This is a genomic window from Pseudomonas sp. W5-36 (assembly GCF_046540455.1).
GTDB classification, from domain to species: domain Bacteria; phylum Pseudomonadota; class Gammaproteobacteria; order Pseudomonadales; family Pseudomonadaceae; genus Aquipseudomonas; species Aquipseudomonas graminis_B.
Map to the genome: position 1 here is coordinate 610,484 of NZ_JAXCIQ010000002.1, position 16,466 is coordinate 626,949.

The window sequence follows — 16,466 nt, forward strand, 5'->3', positions numbered from 1 at the left end:
AAAAAGGGAATTGATTTCTACACGGGCCGGCGGGCTTTAGCAGACCACTCCCCCACGCTGATTCTTCGACCTCTCTAACCAACGTTAGGCCTGCGACGGCGCAGCGACTTAATAGCGAACATGGATTGTCAGTTCAGTCTCCCATCAGTGCCTGACCGTGAGCTCTTAAATTTTTGGCATCCACACCTGAATTAATGAAAACAGTCGCCCAAGCTCAATGGGTTTTGCCAGATAATCATTGGCACCTGCCGCCAAGCATCGGTCTTGATCTTCTTTCGTTGCTTTGGCAGTCACCGCGATGATGGGTAGCTTTCGCCAAACCGGGTTTTGCCGAATACGCCGTGTGGCCTCGAAGCCGTCCATCTCCGGCATCATGATGTCCATGAGCACAAGATCGACATGCTCCGCTCCTTGGAGTCGCTCAATAGCTTCAACACCATTGCGAGCTACCACAATCAAAGCCCCCCTTTGCTCCAAGGCGCTGGTCAACGCAAAGATGTTTCGAACATCGTCGTCCACTACCAATACAGTGCGACCCTCGAAGGCTCTATCGCGGTTGCGTGCCACCATCAGCATCTTCTGCCGATCACTAGAGAGGGTATTTTCTACCTTGTGCAGGAACAAGGTCACTTCATCCAGAAGGCGTTCAGGAGAGCGTGCCCCTTTGATGATAATCGTCTGGGAGTAACGGAGTAATTCTGCTTCCTCTTTCCGGGTGAGAGATCGCCCTGTGTAGACAATCACCGGCGGCGAAGATGGCAAAGCCTCCATAGACATGTGTTTGAGCAAGTCGTTGCCCGTCATGTCTGGCAGTGCCAGATCGATAATCATGCAGTCAAATGCTTCTCGGCGCAGGAGGACAAGCGCATTTTCCCCCGACTCCACCGCGCTGATTTCAACATCATCGTCGCTGATCAATCTGACTACGCTCTCGCGCTGGCGGGCATCGTCCTCAACCAGAAGCACCCGCTTGACCTTTTGAGCAAGTTTTGACTCCAGTCTGGCAAATACCTCTTTAAGTTCGACCAACGTTGCTGGTTTGACTGCATAACCGACAGCGCCAAGCTGCATGGCAGTCATCTGTCGTTCTTCAACGGATATTACGTGGACCGGAATATGCCGCGTGGCAGCGTTTTCTTTCAGGCGGTGAAGCACAGTGAGCCCAGAATGATCTGGCAACCGCATATCCAAAAGAACGGCATCCGGAAAGAATTTCGATGCCAGTTCAACCCCTTCATCTGCACCGTGGGCCACCAGACATTGGTACCCTTGCTCGTGAGCAAGATCATAAAGAACCTGAGCGAAGCGTGCGTCATCCTCCACAACTAGGATCACGCGCTTGTCGAACGGCGCGTATTGGCGATCGTCTGCAAAGGTGGGGATCGAAGCAAGTGAAGCACGGGTATCGCTCGCCGGTGGCGAGGCCGGCATCGCTACTGAAATTGCCTGCACGACCATGGCCGGGAGAATCTCGCCATCGAAACGTTCTGGGATCGTCAACGTGAAGACACTGCCCTTGCCTGGAGCGCTAGTCACGGTGATAGTCCCCCCCAGCAGTTCAGCTAGCTGACGGGAGATCGACAACCCCAACCCAGTGCCGCCAAAACGCCGGTTAATTGAACCGTCTCCTTGATGGAATGCCTCGAAAACACGCTCGATTTGATCAGCTGCAATGCCAATGCCTGTATCGGATATAGCAAACGCGACGCCCCCGCCTGGCTGAGACGAAACCGTCGTCTCCACACGACCGCTCTCCGTAAACTTGATCGCGTTGGCCAACAAGTTTTTTAGTACCTGCTCCAAGCGCTGCTGATCCGTGTATATGATCGGCGCTACCCCCTCTTGCAACTCAACGGAAAATTGGAGCGCTTTCTGGCCCGCGAGTGGCTGAAACGTATTTTTCAGATTCTCGACTAAACGCGCAGTGCTGATTTCGCTGGGAAATAAATCAAATCGGCCCGCTTCGACCTTCGCAATGTCAAGAATGTCGTTGATCAGATGCAGCAAGTCATTGCCCGCAGAATAGATCGACTCAGCGAACTTGACCTGTTCCTGCGTGAGATTTTCACCAGCGTTATCGGCCAAAAGTTTAGATAAAATCAGAGAGCTGTTGAGGGGGGTGCGCAGCTCATGTGACATGTTCGCAAGAAATTCGGACTTGTATCTGCTCGCACGCTGCAGCTCTTGCGCCCTGGCTTCGAGCTCTGATTGAGCCAGCTGAAGCTCTTCGTTTTTCCTATCAAGACTGTCGCGCTGCCGGGCCAGCTCCAGCCCTTGGTTGCTCAACTGCTCGTTGGTCTGCTCGAGCTCAACCTGCTGAACCTCTAGACTGGCTTGAGATTCTCTCAGTACGTGAGACTGCTGCTCCAGTTCTTCATTGGAGGTGCGCAGCTCTTCCTGTTGCACCTGAAGCTCTTCGTTCAGCTGCTGCGTCTCTTCGAGGATTTCCTGAATGCGTTGCCGGTACCGTGCAGACTCTACCGCTACCCCAACATCATGCATCACCAGCTTCAGCAGCTCAGCGTCTTTGGGTTCCAAAGCTCTTAGGAAACCCAGCTCAATGACGCCGTTGACCCCATCATCGTTGGCTACCGGCGCGATTAGTACGCTCGTAGGTCGGGCATCGCCCAGGCCGGATTTTACTTTTAGGTAATCTGGAGGAAGATCATTCAGCGAAACGATGTGATTTTGCTCAGCAACTTTTCCGATCAAGCCTTCCCCCAGTTGAAATGCCTGGCCCATTGAAGCTTGCTCGCGTGAAAACCCAAAGTTCGCCACGCGTACAAAATCGCCGAACGGCTGCCGGACATAAACGGCAGCGACCACAGCGCCCAAGTATTCGGCGAAAAACTCCAGGACATTTTTTCCAACCGAATCCGCAGATAGCTCGCCTAGCACACGCTGGGCGAGCTGGCTCTGTCCGTCTTTGAGCCAAGCGTCGTGCTCCAATCTGGTTTTGCTTTGATTTTGGGCGTCCACGATAGTGGTATACGAATTGGAAAGCCGTATGAGCTCTCTACGACCGAAATAGGCAAGAATAAGGTTTGCGGCCAAGGTGAATAAAACGAACGTGCTGATCGTAATGAACGTCGTGCGATGTACCGATTCAGTTCGCAATATTCTCAGCCCCTGCTCCATCGCGATCAGGTCACTGAACTCCGAACGCATCTCATCACCGAGCTGCTTGCCTTTACCCATTCGCAAAATACTTTCGACATCGCCGTTGCTACGCCGTATTTCAATGATCCGCTGCGCCCGATCTGCCCAGGCCGCTTGCAGCGCTCCGATGCGCTGCAAGCGATCCACTTGAGAAATATTGTCCGACACCAAGGCCTGAAGCGCCTTAATATTCCCGGGAACACGGACTCGGGCAAGCTCATAAGTATCGAGGTAACGCTCATCACCGCTAAGAAGATACCCTCGAACACCACTTTCCATGTCCACGGCGAGTTTCTGCGTTTCATGGGCATTGTTGATCACACGATCCGTGTGCTCGACCCAGTCAATTTGATCGAGAAGATAGGCAATCAAGGAAACGAACAGCAAGATACTAAAAAGGCCAAGCATCACTGGCGCTGCGACATTGCGTCGCAAAATTTTACGGAAATTACGCTCGTCAACAGCTCCAGTCGGCATGTCGAAAATCCTTCAGGGGGAAGGCGGGAAGCTTATCTGATAATTTGCCATTACTCACCGTCCGGCTACTGCCCGCCATGTGTAATGCGCAAAGCTTGTGTGGACTCCGTCTATTGCAGTGTGCCGGCTTTGGCATGGCGCTAGGCGGCACACTCTGAGCGGCAATCTCAAGAGACTGGTGGACGCTCCTGAGTATGAGTCGAGACGAGCTGCGCTTGATGACATTGTTCCACCGAAACAGGCTGCTGGAACTACGGTGGCGTGCGACTTTCGGAATAGGCGCAATCCGCAGCTTTCGGGATAAGGAACAACCCATGGCACAATCTGCCCATTATCGAATCGACTACATCTATAACGGCGCGTACAAGAGCTTTTACGTCAACACGGAGACGATGACCAATGCCGAGGCGTGGCACTGGGCTGCTGTAGACTCAGGGGTTGCACAGATCCCAAAATACCGTCGCGACAAGGTCCAGGTTGTCAGCAAATCCCTCGCTGAACGGCATGGAATTGCCGAAGTACAATGGTCTCAGGCCTAATAGCTTGAGACGCCCATGAATGGAGTTTGCGCCGTCGGGCACCGCTCAAACTGCTCATACGGTGTAACCGTCCGGTGATGTCACCTACCGAACTCCAGCATTAAGGGCGATGGTGTCCGCGTATTTTAAGCGGACGCGATCGCCCTTATCGCCAGGATTTCCATGCGCCAACGAAGCTCTTACCCCAAACCATTCAAAGCTCAGGTCGTCCAGGAATGCCTGCAACCCGGAGCGACGATTTCCAGCGTAGCCATCCATCACGGTATAAACGCCAACGTGATCCGCAAGTGGCTATCGACTTACCGGGATCAATCGTCTGCAACCCTGCCGGCTTTCGTTCCGGTAAAAACGTTACCAAGGCGAGCATCAGAAGAGATGGTGATCATCTCGCTGCCTTTGGGTGATAAGTCCATCACAGTTAAATGGCCAGCCTCGGATCCGGACGGCTGCGCGTGTTTCATTCGTGGCCTGGCCCAATGATTCGCATCGATGCCATCTGGCTCGCCACCGAGCCCATGGACATGCGTGCCGGCACTGAGACTGCGTTGGCCCGAGTGGTCGCGGTGTTCGGTGCGGCGAAGCCGCACTGCGCTTACCTCTTTGCCAACCGTCGGGCCAATCGGATGAAAGTCCTGGTGCACGACGGCGTCGGTATCTGGCTGGCGGCACGGCGCTTGAACCAAGGTAAGTTTCATTGGCCAGGCCTCCATCGTGGAACGGAGGTCGAACTCGACTCCGAACAACTCCAGGCGCTGGTAGTGGGATTACCCTGGCAACGAGTCGGTGCGGGCGGCGCAATTACATTGCTTTAAATGTTGCCTTTTAGCTGAAGCAGTCGGGCTGCTTTGGTAAAATCCACCCCCATGACTTCCTTGCCCGATCTCGACCAAATGCCCCCCGAACAACTGCGCACACTGGCTGCGCAGTTGATGTCCAAGGTCGACACCCAGAGCCGAAAGATCCATCGTGACGAAACGATTATCGAGCAGCTCACTCACGAGATCGCCATCCTTAAACGGCACAAGTTCGCCAAGCGCAGCGAGCAGATCAGCCCGGCGCAAGGCAGCTTGCTTGATGACCTGCTCAATACCGACCTCGAAGCCATCGAGGCGGAGTTAAAAGCCCTTCATCCCGCACCCGCGCAGGCAGAGCCACGCCAGCAACCCAAGCGTGCGCCGTTGCCACCGCAGTTCCCACGCACTGTGATTCATCACGAGCCGGACAACACCCAGTGCGCGTGCGGCTGCCAGCTTCAGCGCATCGGTGAGGATGTCAGCGAGAAGCTGGACTACACGCCGGGCGTCTTCACCGTCGAACAGCATGTGCGTGGAAAATGGGCCTGCCGGCAGTGCGAAACACTGATCCAGGCCCCGGTGCCGGCGCAGGTGATCGACAAGGGCATCCCCACTGCCGGCCTGCTGGCGCATGTGATGGTGGCGAAGTTCGCCGACCACCTGCCGCTGTATCGGCAGGAAAAGATCTTCGGCCGTGCCGGTCTGTCCATCCCGCGCTCGACACTGGCGCAGTGGGTGGGCCAAACCGGCGTGCAGCTTCAGCCGCTGGTTGATGCGCTGCGCGAAGAGGTGCTGGCCCAGCGCGTGGTTCACGCCGATGAAACGCCGGTACAAATGCTGGCGCCCGGCGAGAAAAAAACCCACCGTGCTTATGTCTGGGCCTACAGCACTACGCCATTCTCGGCCCTCAAGGCCGTGGTCTACGACTTCAGCCCCAGCCGTGCTGGCGAACATGCGCGTAACTTCCTGGGCACCTGGAACGGCAAGCTGGTCTGTGATGACTTTGCCGGCTACAAGGCCAGCTTTGAGCTGGGCATCACCGAGATCGGCTGCATGGCGCATGCGCGCCGCAAGTTCTTCGACCTGCATGTAGCCAATAAAAGCCCGTTGGTGGAGCAGGCGCTTCACTCGATTGGCGGGCTTTACGAAGTCGAGCGACACGCCAAGGACATGAGCGACGAAGACCGTTGGCGATTACGCCAGGAAGCAGCCGTGCCCATCGCTGAAAAACTGCATGAGTGGATGCTGGCCCACCGCGAGCTTGTGCCCGAGGGCTCGGCTACGGCAAAGGCCTTGGATTACAGCCTTAAACGCTGGGTAGCGATGACGCGCTACCTGGAAGATGGTGCTGTGCCCATCGACAACAACCAGATCGAGAACTTGATCCGGCCATGGGCGCTCGGGCGGTCGAACTGGTTGTTTGCTGGGTCGCTGCGCAGCGGCAAGCGGGCGGCAGCGATCATGAGCCTGATCCAGTCGGCGCGCATCAATGGGCATGATCCGTATGCTTATCTCAAGGATGTGCTGACGCGGCTGCCGACGCAGCGGGCCAGCGAGATCGAGCAGCTGCTGCCGCATCAGTGGATGCCTGCCTGATCTGTGCAAGGTTTGTTTGCTGGCCGCTTACCCCTGGGTCAGTTTTCAATCAGTGCCAGCGGTAAAGCTCCACCAAAGTACAAGCACCTCAGATCGAGAATTTGATCCGGCCGCGTGCAATGGGGGGTAGAGCTGGTTGTTCGCTGGGTCGCCGCTCAGCGGCAAACGGGCGGCGACAATCATGAGTTTGATTCAGTCAGCGCGCGTGAGTGGCATGACCCATACGCCTATTTGAAAGATGTGCTGACGCGGTTACCGACACATCAAACCAGCAAAATTGGGCTGTTGCGACCGCATAAGTGGATAGGTGCCTGACTATCGCGAGGGATTTTCCTCACCGCTTAACGTAAGCCTCGTCGTGCATCGTAGCAAGGTGCATGACTTTGTGAGTATTAAAGTTTACTTCGCCCCTGCCGCTATTCTGTTCAAGGAAACGACGCCCCTAACCCTTTTTACCTCCTAATGAGTAATCCTTATGTCTTGGCTGAGAAGCCTGAAGCTGAAGTCCAAGCTGCTAACTGCATTTGGTCTATGCGCGTTGATCACGGTTGTTGTGGCAGTACTGGGTCAGTCCGGCATCGCCAAGCTGTATGGCCAACTGCAAGATACTGTGACCAACAACCTGGTATCGATCCAGAAAACCGACGCAATCAAGGCACACGCCATTGGCACCAACCGTGACTTTTTCAAGGCCATTGTGCTGACAGCTACGAACGCCAGCGCTGACGATATCAACGCCGTTATCCAGTCGTACCGCGATAATCAGTCCCAGGCTCAAGCTGCATTCAAAACTTACCGTGCCACCCCGCTAGACGCAGACGAACGGGCTGCGGGGGACGATTTCGAACGTGACTGGCCGGCCTACATTGCTGCTGTGGATTTGGGTTTCGCTGCGCTAAAAAGTGGCGATATGGAACAGGCTCGAAGGCTCGCTACAAACAGCGTTACACCGGCTTACCTCAAACTCGTTGCTGAGATCGAGATCATGATCGAGTCCAACACTCGCCAAGCTCTCGATGTCGCGAAAGCAGGCGAAAGCACTAACAACCAAGTGACTTGGGTGCTGATCGTGGGCTGCCTGATCGCCATGCTGTGTGCCGGCGTACTTGGAATGATCGTCACTCGCATGATTACCCGTCCGATTTACCTATCGGTCGAAGGTGCAGACCGCGTAGCTAAAGGCGATCTGACTCAGGCCATCGAGGTTCGGGGCACCGATGAAACTGGCCAGTTGTTGCAGTCTCTGTCCGTTATGCAAAGCAACCTCAAAGACACCGTGCAGCAAATTGCCGACGCCTCGAACCAACTGGCTTCCGCAGCTGAAGAATTGACTGCGGTTACAGAGGACAGCACGCGTGGACTGGTGCGACAAAACGACGAAATCCAACAAGCTGCTACTGCGGTCAACGAGATGACGGCTGCAGTGGAAGAAGTGGCGCGCAACGCAGCCAGCACCTCTCAGATCTCCAGCCAGACCGCTGAAGACGCATTAAAAGGGCAGAAGCAGGTACAGCAGGCTGTGACGGCTATCAATACTGTGACGGAGGAAATTACTGATTCCACAAAGCGAGTCGAGGCATTGGCCGGACAGATCTACGACATTACCAAGGTATTGGACGTCATCCGTGGTATTGCTGAGCAGACCAACCTGCTTGCTCTTAATGCTGCGATTGAGGCCGCACGTGCTGGTGAGCAAGGTCGTGGTTTTGCTGTAGTGGCCGACGAAGTACGTGCTTTGGCACACCGTACCCAGACATCCACTGGCGAGATCGAGGCTATGATCAGCAGGGTTCGTGGCGGGGCTGACGATGCGGTGCAGGCGATGGGGAAAAGTCAAAACCTCGTGCGCAGCACTCAATTACTTGCCACTGAAGCCGGCCTGGCACTAGAGCGGATCAGTAAAGGCGTCAGCCAGATTAATGAGCAAAACCTGGTGATAGCAAGCGCAGCAGAGGAGCAGGCTCAAGTAGCGCGAGAGGTGGATCGCAACCTGGTTAACATTCAGGACCTATCGACGCAGACGGCGGCGGGTGCCAACCAAACCAGCGCTTCTAGTCACGAGCTATCGCAGTTAGCAATTTCGTTTAATACATTGGTAGGGCAATTCCGATTGTAAGTCAGCACAATAAAAGTTTGTATTGTGTCCGCTTAAACGTGGGCACATTTTCATTCATGAATGTGTGAGTTCCGAAGGTGTGTTCGCCATCCGCTTACCATACGGTCACAGTGACCATACCTTGAATTGACATCGTCAGCTGCGAAAGCTGGAGGGTCGGGCTGACTGGCCTGTTGGCTTTCGCGAGATGATGTCAAACCCATCGGAACGCTGCTTCGTTACGGGCGGGAAAAGGCCATCATCAAATGAGCATCTCCCGGCCGGTACCAGGCTATGGTCAAGGAATGCGCCGGTTGCTCAGCATTACAAGGCGATCGTCGAAGGCCCGCTGATAGATCTCACCCAATAGGTTGAAATGCGTACGGGTAATAGCGTTCACCATCCCGAAGCCGGTGCTCAGACCTAGGGCACGGCCATGAGCGTGACTCAGATCTATGATGTTCTGCGCACTCATGATCTGTTCAACACATGTCTGTAGACCCTCCTGCAACTCCAGGGGCAGCCCTATCGCTCGAATCATACGTCGGGGATCATATCTGGAATTGAGCAGGCGGCAGACCACGGGCTTCTCCTATTCATTTAGGCTCACAGGTGGACGGTTACACCACCGCAGCACATGCTCTGCACTCGCTAGACCTTTGAGGTAAAACACCACACCGCTTAAATCTTCAACGGTTCTGCGCAGTAAATTACCTTGCGCATTGCCGTGCTTAAATATCCATAGCGGGATTTAACGTAAGTCCCTAAATGTCTAGCTGCGATTAGTGGCCGTTTTGAGCATATGCCTGGCTGTTTGAACCAGCTGATCCAAACTCCAAGGCTTTTGCAGGAATGCGACTCCGGCAGGCAGGTCACGGCTCACCTCAGTTCCGTAGCCGGTGGTCACTATAATCGCGGTACTTGGCCAGCGCTTATGCACCATCATCGCGAGTTCCTTGCCATCAAGCTGACCTGGCAGAGTAAAATCGGTGATCAGCAATGCACAGGGAATTTTGGACTGCAGGAGGCGCATCAAGGCTTCGTCAGCGCTGAAAAATCCAATGGAGTCAGCACCATGGTCAGTAAAGATTTCAACGATCAACCGATGCATCAAGGGATCGTCTTCGACAATCACCACGCTACCACTGACGGGCTCTTCCTTCGATGAAAACGAAATTATGGGCATTGCGTTTCTTGCCTTGTCGCGCTGAGCACCTGTTGAAGTACGCTCGATAGCTGCTCTACCGAGTAAGGCTTATGCACAAGCTCAAAACCTGTGGCGCCATTCTGCGCAAGTACATGGCTGTATCCGGTAGCCAGCACAACCGGCAAGTCTGAGTACAAGCGCTCAATTTCCTGCCTTAATTCGATACCGCTCATGCCTGGCATGACCACGTCAGAAAACACGATATCAAATTGGTAGGCATCCTTTGCCAATTCGGCAAGTGCCTCCTGGGCGTCGTGAGCCAGGAAGGGAGCATAACCGAGGTCCGTGAGCGATTGGACCGTAAAGGTGCCCACATCAACATTGTCTTCAACCACCAATACGCGTGTCCCATGTCCGTTAATGAGCGCAACAGAAGCAGGAGCGTTAGAGCTTTCAGCTGACTGGACTACGCGAGGCAAATAAAGAGTGAATGTGCTGCCTTGGCCGACCGTACTTGTCACTACGATTTCGCCGCCCGATTGTTTCGCGAAACCAAAAACCTGGGACAGTCCAAGCCCGGTCCCTTTGCCTACGCTCTTGGTGGTGTAGAAGGGCTCAAAAATTTGTTCCAGATTTTCTGGGGGGATACCGGAGCCGGTGTCACTAAGCGAAACAGCAACGTAGTCGCCAGCAATGGCAGGATGCGATCGCACAGCAGGCAATTGCTTTGCAGCGTGGACTCGCAACGTGAGACGCCCTTGGCCTTGCATGGCATCCCGAGCATTGAGAGCCATGTTTACCAATGCGGTATCAAACTGATTGGGGTCGGCACGGATAAAATGATTTTGCTCGGGCAGAGCAAGGCTGATCTCTACTTGAGACCCCACCATGGTACTTATCATCCCAGCCAAGGCTTTTACGCTGTCGCAGGCGACAAACACTGATGGCTTCAATGCTTGACGCCTGGCAAAAGCCAAAAGCTGTGAAGTTACTTTCGCCGCCCGCTCAACGGTGTCCGAGATAACGGACACATACCGAGCCCGACGCTCATCGGCAATGTCCGGCCGTTTGAGCATATCCGTAGAGGATTTGATCACTGTTAACAGGTTGTTAAAGTCGTGGGCTACACCGCCAGTGAGCTGACCAATGGCCTCGATTTTCTGAGATTGGCGCAATGCTTCTTCTGCTTTAGCCAGAGCCTGCGCGGCGTCATATTCAGCCGTGAAATCACGTCCTACCGCGTTAATTTGCTGGTCATCCGGCTGGGTTGACCATGAAATCCTTCGGTAACTGCCGTCCCTGTGACGGAAGCGATTGTCGAACCGACTGTAAGCATGTCCACTAGCCGACATGTTTACTGCTTTGATTGTATGGTCCAGGTCCTCGGGGTGAATCAGCTCGAAAATGGTCCGACCAATCAACTCATCCGTCTGCCAACCTAACAAACCAGTCCAAGCGGGGTTGACAGCGGTGATCAACCCTTCAAATGTGCACCGAATCATGATATCGGAAGACAGTAACCACAGCCTGTTTCGATCCTCGGTGCGCCGATTAACTTCTGCTTCGAGCCGAGCATTCAGCTCCTTCAGCTGGACAACTGCCTGCGCGCGAGCCCCTTCGGCTTTATCCCTCTCACGATCGGCCAGGATCTGCTGAGTCATTTCAGTAGCAAGAAGCAGGACGCCGGCAAACCCACCGCTCTCGCCCTGTATGGGGGAAAAGCTGTAGGTCCAGACGGTCTCCTCATCATGGCCATGCCGGTTCATGGTCATGGACAACTTCTCGATGGCAAACCCTTTACCAGTCCTCAGCACTTGGGCAACTTGAGGACCAAGGACGGGGCCAATGTCCGTTAGGACGTCAGGCATAGGCTGTCCGAAAGCCGAAGGATGCCGATCCCCTAACGCGAGACCATAGGCATCGTTGTACAGAAGCCACTGCCGTTCTCCCCAATATAAAGCAGCTATGCCTTTGGCGTTCAACACCAGCGACAGTGCCGTGCGCATAGAGGCTGGCCAGCGGTTGTAATCACCCAAAGGGGTTAGAGACCAATCAGTCCCTCGAACCAGGTCACCCATTTGGCCCCCACCGATCATGGGTGGAACGTCAGAAGTCAGCTTCCCCCTTGAGGAAGAAACAAATTCATCAGCAGGGGGTATGGGCATGCCGGCTCAATCCAAAGAGGTAGGGTGACATTACGAGCAAAGGCTGCGCAGCGGTGCGTCCGTGTAGTACAGGCGCCGAGAAGGTATAGGGTAAACGAATATCTGCTAGCAGACCCATTCTAGACGCCAAGGTTCGGGTAAAACCTATTTGCCTGGATTTACGGCCCAAGCGCATCCCTTTAAAATCCCTCGTATTCGTAAGGCTTCACTGCTAACTCCCAGGACGGATCTGGACGGCCATGACAAAGGCTCTCAGTCGAAACGAAGGGAACCCCCGTCATAGAGGTCATTGATGTCCGCTGATCATTACAATGCTGTGCCCCTCCCCCAGAGCAAGGAGCGGCCAACGCCGAAGAGTTGGCTTACCGACTCCGTCAACAGCAGCTGACGGCAGATTTTGGACTGCTCGCCTTGAAAACCCACGATGCAGGGCTGTTGCTTCAGGAGGCTACCCGTCTGTGTGCAGAGGGCATGTCCACCCTGCTTTGCAAGGTCATGGCGTTTCAGCCGCAAGAGGGCGACTTTCTAATGATCGCCGGTGTGGGCTGGAAACCTGGATACGTAGGTCATGCACGCGCAGGAGCCGATCTGGAAAGCCCGGCGGGTTTCGCTTTTCAGACAAGACGAGCGGTCATTTCAAACCACCTGCAGGCAGAAGCGCGTTTCCGCACACCACGAATCCTAGCTGACCACAACGTGAAGCGAGCGATCAACGTGGTTTTACTAGTCGCGGATGAGCCCTATGGCGTACTCGAAGTGGACAGCCCGCTCGATGGCCGATTCACCGACGCTGATCTGGCATTTATGCAAGCCTTTGCCAATCTCCTGGGCGTTGCGTTGCAACGTCAGAGCTATGAAGACGCAATGCGGGCTAACGAAGAGCAATTACGGCAAGCCCTTGAATACCAGCATGTGTAGACGCAGGAGGTCAGCCATAGGGTCAAGAACAGCTTGGCGATTGTGGCGGGGTTGCTGCGCGTGCAGAGCAACAGCTCACCGTCCGAAGAACTTCGCCAAGCACTCGGCGATGCAGAAACACGCGTATTGACCATTGCGCAACTGCATGACCGTTTATGGCAAACGGGCGAAGTGCGAAGCCTGAACCTGGAGGATTTCCTGAGGGAACTTTGCGAGAAATTCAGCAGCTCTGCGTCGACCAAAATCCTGACGTACGAAGCTCCTCCTGTAATGATTCCCACAGATGACGCAATTCCTCTAGGCCTGCTGGTGAACGAGCTGGTCACCAATGCAGTGAAATACGCCTCTCCACAGAAACCAGGCGATGTAAGCATCAGCATAAAGTCCAACGGCGATCGTCTACGATTGGAAGTTCGTGATCGTGGCCCGGGGTTACCTGAGGATTGGCAGCAGAGGAACCCCGCTAGCTTAGGCATGAAACTCATCTCTCGCTTGAGCAGGCAGCTGGGAGGTGAACCTCAGTGGGAAAATGCTCTTCCTGGCTCACGCTTTACTCTGGAATTCTCTGCTTGATTATTCCGAGGTTCTGCCGGATTGCCTCAGACTTTCTATGCCGAACCATCAAACAATGGTTCACGATTTTCAAAAAATCGCGCGATGGTGTTAGCAGTAATTCTTCAGCAAAGAAATCATGTAATTATCGAGCGCAGCCTGCTCGCATATGCCCTGGAGCACGAGGCGGATATCGCCAAGGTCCAGGCTTGGCTGGGCCACGCCAATATCAGCACGACGCGGATCTACGATCGCCGGCAGAACCGGCCAGAGGACTCACCCACGTTCAGGGTGAAGTATTGAGTTGTGTGTGCAGCGCGGAAAAGTTAAGGTTTTAGGTAACGTTACCATTAATAGGCGGGCAGCAAGGCAAAGCGGGGTGCGGGTGAAATCAACCCGGGGCTCCGCTCACGCCGTCAGGATCTTGCCGGTTTTGCGGTCCAGTATTCGATATGGCGAATCGTCCTTCCCCTCTGTAGTCCGCGTGAGATCTGCCAGAGCGGCGGACTTCGTCTTGTAAGTCCACTCTGATCCCATTCGAAACCATTCGCCGTCAAAGCCACTTCGATCCTGAAGTTCATAGCGCGCCTGCGCTGCAGCTTTTTTAGAGCCAGACGGCTGAGCAGCGGCTAAAAACCGTTCAAGCTCACGGACACGTGCTCGATCTTTTTCGCCAAGCTCGAATTCTACCCGGGCCTATCTACAGTTGTATGAGCGAACTCGCTAAATGCTCCCTGCGTTCAGACCAAAAAAGTTGCATACCAACATCGCTGATCTGGTCCAGGTCAACAATGTCAGTTTCATTGAGCTCACCATTACCAGCACCGGTGTCAATCAGCGACTGAATCCTTGCGCGGCGCTGATTGAGCAGCTCAAAACAGGCTGCCTTGATAGTGATCGGGACACCGACCACACACATGGTTTCGGCAAGAAGAAAAGTGACGATCATGCATTCACGCAGGCGGTTCTTCACCCGAAATCGGCCTTCCGCCAATTCGGCAGTAATGTGAACACCGGGTAGGCTGTAGCACACCTTGTTGACTAGGCCCTGGTCATCGCACTGGGCTTTTAGCTCGGCAGCAACCCGTGCTAGAAGTGCACGTTTTTTAAAGTAGTAGAAAATCCGCACTTTTGCTTTTACCTCAACTTTCCGGGTTGTAGCCGGTACAGCCCTTTTGGGGGAAAATCAGATGCCGATCGTCGACGCCATGAGCCTTGCGCTCCCGCAGATTCATCACGACCAAAGCCCCCTCTTTCAAAGCGCTCGGTGAAGGCCCCGATTTCGTAAAGCTGCTCCAGCAAGGCGTCGAACATGTTGTGAGCCAGGCTAATTGAGTCAGCGTCCAAGTCCTGAACAGCTTGCTCCAGGTGATGGAACAGGTCGGTTTTCAATATCACTCATTGGTTGAGTCCTCCGGACGATTTTTCTTTAGTCGCGATGCTTGAGGCCCACTGAAAGCCGACAGTTGCGGGACTCAATACTCCCCTGCCTGAAAGGCCAGCACGCCCGATCCTTCATGCTGGGAGTTTGCCGGACGATCGTCAGCTTGACCTTCTGCGGAGACTCAGCCCGAGGAGGGATAGAGGGGCTGTGATGAAAGGTGACAATGTTGTGAGCGCCCGTGGGAACAAAGTTCTGATTATTGAAGCTGGTTTGCCGAGGCCCGGGGTTAGGACCCGTGTCCAACGATGTTGAACTCGAGCGTATGACAGAGCCCCTGTCCACTTCTGCGTTCAACTCCTGAGCTTTGGATTCCATCGACGCGACTCCTCGGTGGGGCTCCGATCGGGTTGACCACAGCAAAGCGCTTACTCCAATAACACTGCCTATTGCTAGGCACGCGACAAGACTTTGCACGCCACGCCTGTGGCCTCTTCGGGTAATTCGTTCCGGGGCATCACTGAGTTCTGCTTTCATCCATGACCTACCTGTGATCTCTTTTTGCACATCGGCAACATTCTGGAAGCGATCTTCCCCTTGAACTCTCGGACGCGAAAGACGCGCCCCGGTACTGCCAAAGGCCTGTGGTGCACAGCGGATTTTTCCGTGATTCTCGGTCTGATGATCAGACCGCTATTTTGGCCAACGCTTGACCGATGCTAAAAATGGAGCATTCGCCAGACTCGGAAACCACTGCGAAGGCCTTCGTTTGAGCGTATTGACCTGGCCCACGTGCCCTATTGTCCCAGACAGCAACCACATCAACTGTGTCTTTCACCTCTCCACCCCAGCTGTCGAGTTGGCAATAACGGTGGTAGATGTCGAGCACGTCAGATCGATCAGGATCTGAGAGCTTGCCCTCGATGGCCGTCCTCTCCCGTAAAGCATCGAAGTAAGCTTTAGCAACGCCGAGGGTGTTATAAACCGTGCCGCTTTTCACGATGACTTTCTTTGCCAAACTAATTTTCCTTACTGATCAATTGCCGAGGTTGAGGCCAGCATTTGTGATCGTTGTGCCTTTTTTTTTCAGCACCCCTGCATTACCAGAAATCACACTGTAATGCCCTGATGGGATATCCATCGTGAGCGGCCCGCCACACTGCGGACAGGCTGGATTCGCCAGAACTGCCAAGTTCGATGGGACGTCGTCCGGCCACCAAACCTTCCGACAACTCCCGAGGCATGCGTGGCTGGGTGCTCCATGATTAGCGCTATAGATTAGGTGCCCTTTGGTTTTCACGATCTGCATTCGAATTCCCTTCTCGATCTTTGGAAGCGAGTGCTCCCTATCCTACTGCCTCGGCCCAGCTCGATGGCTGGGATTGGGGTGAACCTGGTGCTTTCCTGTGTCAGGTGCGTTTTGCGCGCAGGGTCGCCAATGCAGCGTCAATCTTGGCCGCGGCGTCGCCGTATTCCTCTACGGCCACAGCCCCACTCGTGCCGGGAATTGGGCGTTGCTCATTTTTCTTACTTACACAGCTGCATCGCAATGGCATCGAACTCACGGTCAAAGCTAGCTTTCTCTGCCGCGCTCAAGAAACCCTGCTGCTCGACGAACCGATTAGTTTCATTCCGGACGTTCT

The 16,466-nt window shown here is 54.5% G+C and carries 12 protein-coding genes and 4 pseudogenes; 10 read left to right on the forward strand and 6 right to left on the reverse strand.

Annotated elements, in window-relative coordinates:
* Positions 1-165: 165 nt before the first annotated feature.
* Entirely contained in the window at positions 166-3,636 is a 3,471-nt protein-coding gene (locus SLW74_RS05765; protein ID WP_192174992.1) for a response regulator, read from the reverse strand.
* Between the two features lie 314 nt (positions 3,637-3,950).
* On the opposite strand from SLW74_RS05765, the gene SLW74_RS05770 reads away from it, so the two are divergent.
* The 7 genes and pseudogenes from SLW74_RS05770 (at position 3,951) to SLW74_RS05800 (ending at position 8,681) form a co-directional block, all read left to right on the forward strand.
* A complete protein-coding gene (locus tag SLW74_RS05770; RefSeq protein ID WP_192174991.1) occupies positions 3,951-4,175 on the forward strand; it encodes a DUF6555 family protein in 225 nt (74 codons plus the stop codon).
* A 162-nt stretch (positions 4,176-4,337) separates the two neighbouring features.
* Positions 4,338-4,655 carry an IS66-like element accessory protein TnpA gene (gene tnpA / locus SLW74_RS05775; RefSeq protein WP_410928348.1) on the forward strand — a complete coding sequence of 106 codons (318 nt, stop codon included), beginning with the start codon at positions 4,338-4,340 and terminating at the stop codon, positions 4,653-4,655.
* Entirely contained in the window at positions 4,652-4,987 is a 336-nt protein-coding gene (gene tnpB / locus SLW74_RS05780; RefSeq protein WP_044310765.1) for an IS66 family insertion sequence element accessory protein TnpB, read from the forward strand. The genes tnpA and tnpB overlap by 4 nt, the downstream gene beginning before the upstream one ends.
* Positions 4,988-5,038: 51 nt before the next feature.
* Entirely contained in the window at positions 5,039-6,565 is a 1,527-nt protein-coding gene (gene tnpC, locus SLW74_RS05785; RefSeq protein ID WP_410928349.1) for an IS66 family transposase, read from the forward strand.
* Between the two features lie 92 nt (positions 6,566-6,657).
* Positions 6,658-6,880 (forward strand): annotated as a pseudogene (locus SLW74_RS05790) (transposase domain-containing protein); the annotation flags it as partial.
* Between the two features lie 160 nt (positions 6,881-7,040).
* A pseudogene (locus tag SLW74_RS05795) lies at positions 7,041-7,823 on the forward strand (MCP four helix bundle domain-containing protein); the annotation flags it as partial.
* A complete protein-coding gene (locus SLW74_RS05800; RefSeq protein ID WP_407073271.1) occupies positions 7,818-8,681 on the forward strand; it encodes a methyl-accepting chemotaxis protein in 864 nt (287 codons plus the stop codon). The pseudogene SLW74_RS05795 and the gene SLW74_RS05800, both read left to right, overlap by 6 nt.
* Positions 8,682-9,432: 751 nt before the next feature.
* On the opposite strand, the gene SLW74_RS05805 is transcribed toward SLW74_RS05800, so the two are convergent.
* Both SLW74_RS05805 and SLW74_RS05810 read right to left on the reverse strand, forming a co-directional pair.
* The gene (locus tag SLW74_RS05805; protein ID WP_192174990.1) at positions 9,433-9,846 is read right to left on the reverse strand and encodes a response regulator; all 414 of its coding nucleotides are present in this window, start codon (positions 9,844-9,846) and stop codon (positions 9,433-9,435) included.
* Positions 9,837-11,813, reverse strand: a complete 1,977-nt coding sequence (locus SLW74_RS05810; protein ID WP_244656078.1) for an ATP-binding protein — start codon at positions 11,811-11,813, stop codon at positions 9,837-9,839. Before SLW74_RS05810 ends, SLW74_RS05805 begins: the two co-directional genes overlap by 10 nt.
* A 570-nt stretch (positions 11,814-12,383) precedes the next feature.
* Here SLW74_RS05810 and SLW74_RS05815 point away from each other — a divergent pair.
* From SLW74_RS05815 to SLW74_RS05825, 3 genes and pseudogenes are all read left to right on the forward strand, one after another.
* Entirely contained in the window at positions 12,384-12,890 is a 507-nt protein-coding gene (locus tag SLW74_RS05815; RefSeq protein ID WP_197984230.1) for a GAF domain-containing protein, read from the forward strand.
* 18 nt (positions 12,891-12,908) lie between these two features.
* Positions 12,909-13,463: pseudogene (locus tag SLW74_RS05820) on the forward strand (sensor histidine kinase); the annotation flags it as partial.
* 150 nt (positions 13,464-13,613) lie between these two features.
* Positions 13,614-13,745, forward strand: a pseudogene (locus SLW74_RS05825) (integrase); the annotation flags it as partial.
* A gap of 397 nt (positions 13,746-14,142) precedes the next feature.
* Here SLW74_RS05825 and SLW74_RS05830 read toward each other — a convergent pair.
* The 3 genes from SLW74_RS05830 to SLW74_RS05840 form a co-directional block, all read right to left on the reverse strand.
* Positions 14,143-14,571 (reverse strand): hypothetical protein, encoded by a 429-nt coding sequence (locus SLW74_RS05830; protein WP_192174989.1) that lies wholly within the window; start codon positions 14,569-14,571, stop codon positions 14,143-14,145.
* Positions 14,572-14,579: 8 nt separating this feature from the next.
* Positions 14,580-14,834: a hypothetical protein gene (locus SLW74_RS05835; protein WP_244656077.1), complete on the reverse strand. Its 255-nt coding sequence runs from the start codon at positions 14,832-14,834 to the stop codon at positions 14,580-14,582.
* Between the two features lie 674 nt (positions 14,835-15,508).
* On the reverse strand, positions 15,509-15,841 hold the full coding sequence (locus SLW74_RS05840; RefSeq protein WP_192174988.1) for a hypothetical protein: 333 nt from the start codon (positions 15,839-15,841) through the stop codon (positions 15,509-15,511).
* Between the last annotated feature and the right edge of the window lie 625 nt (positions 15,842-16,466).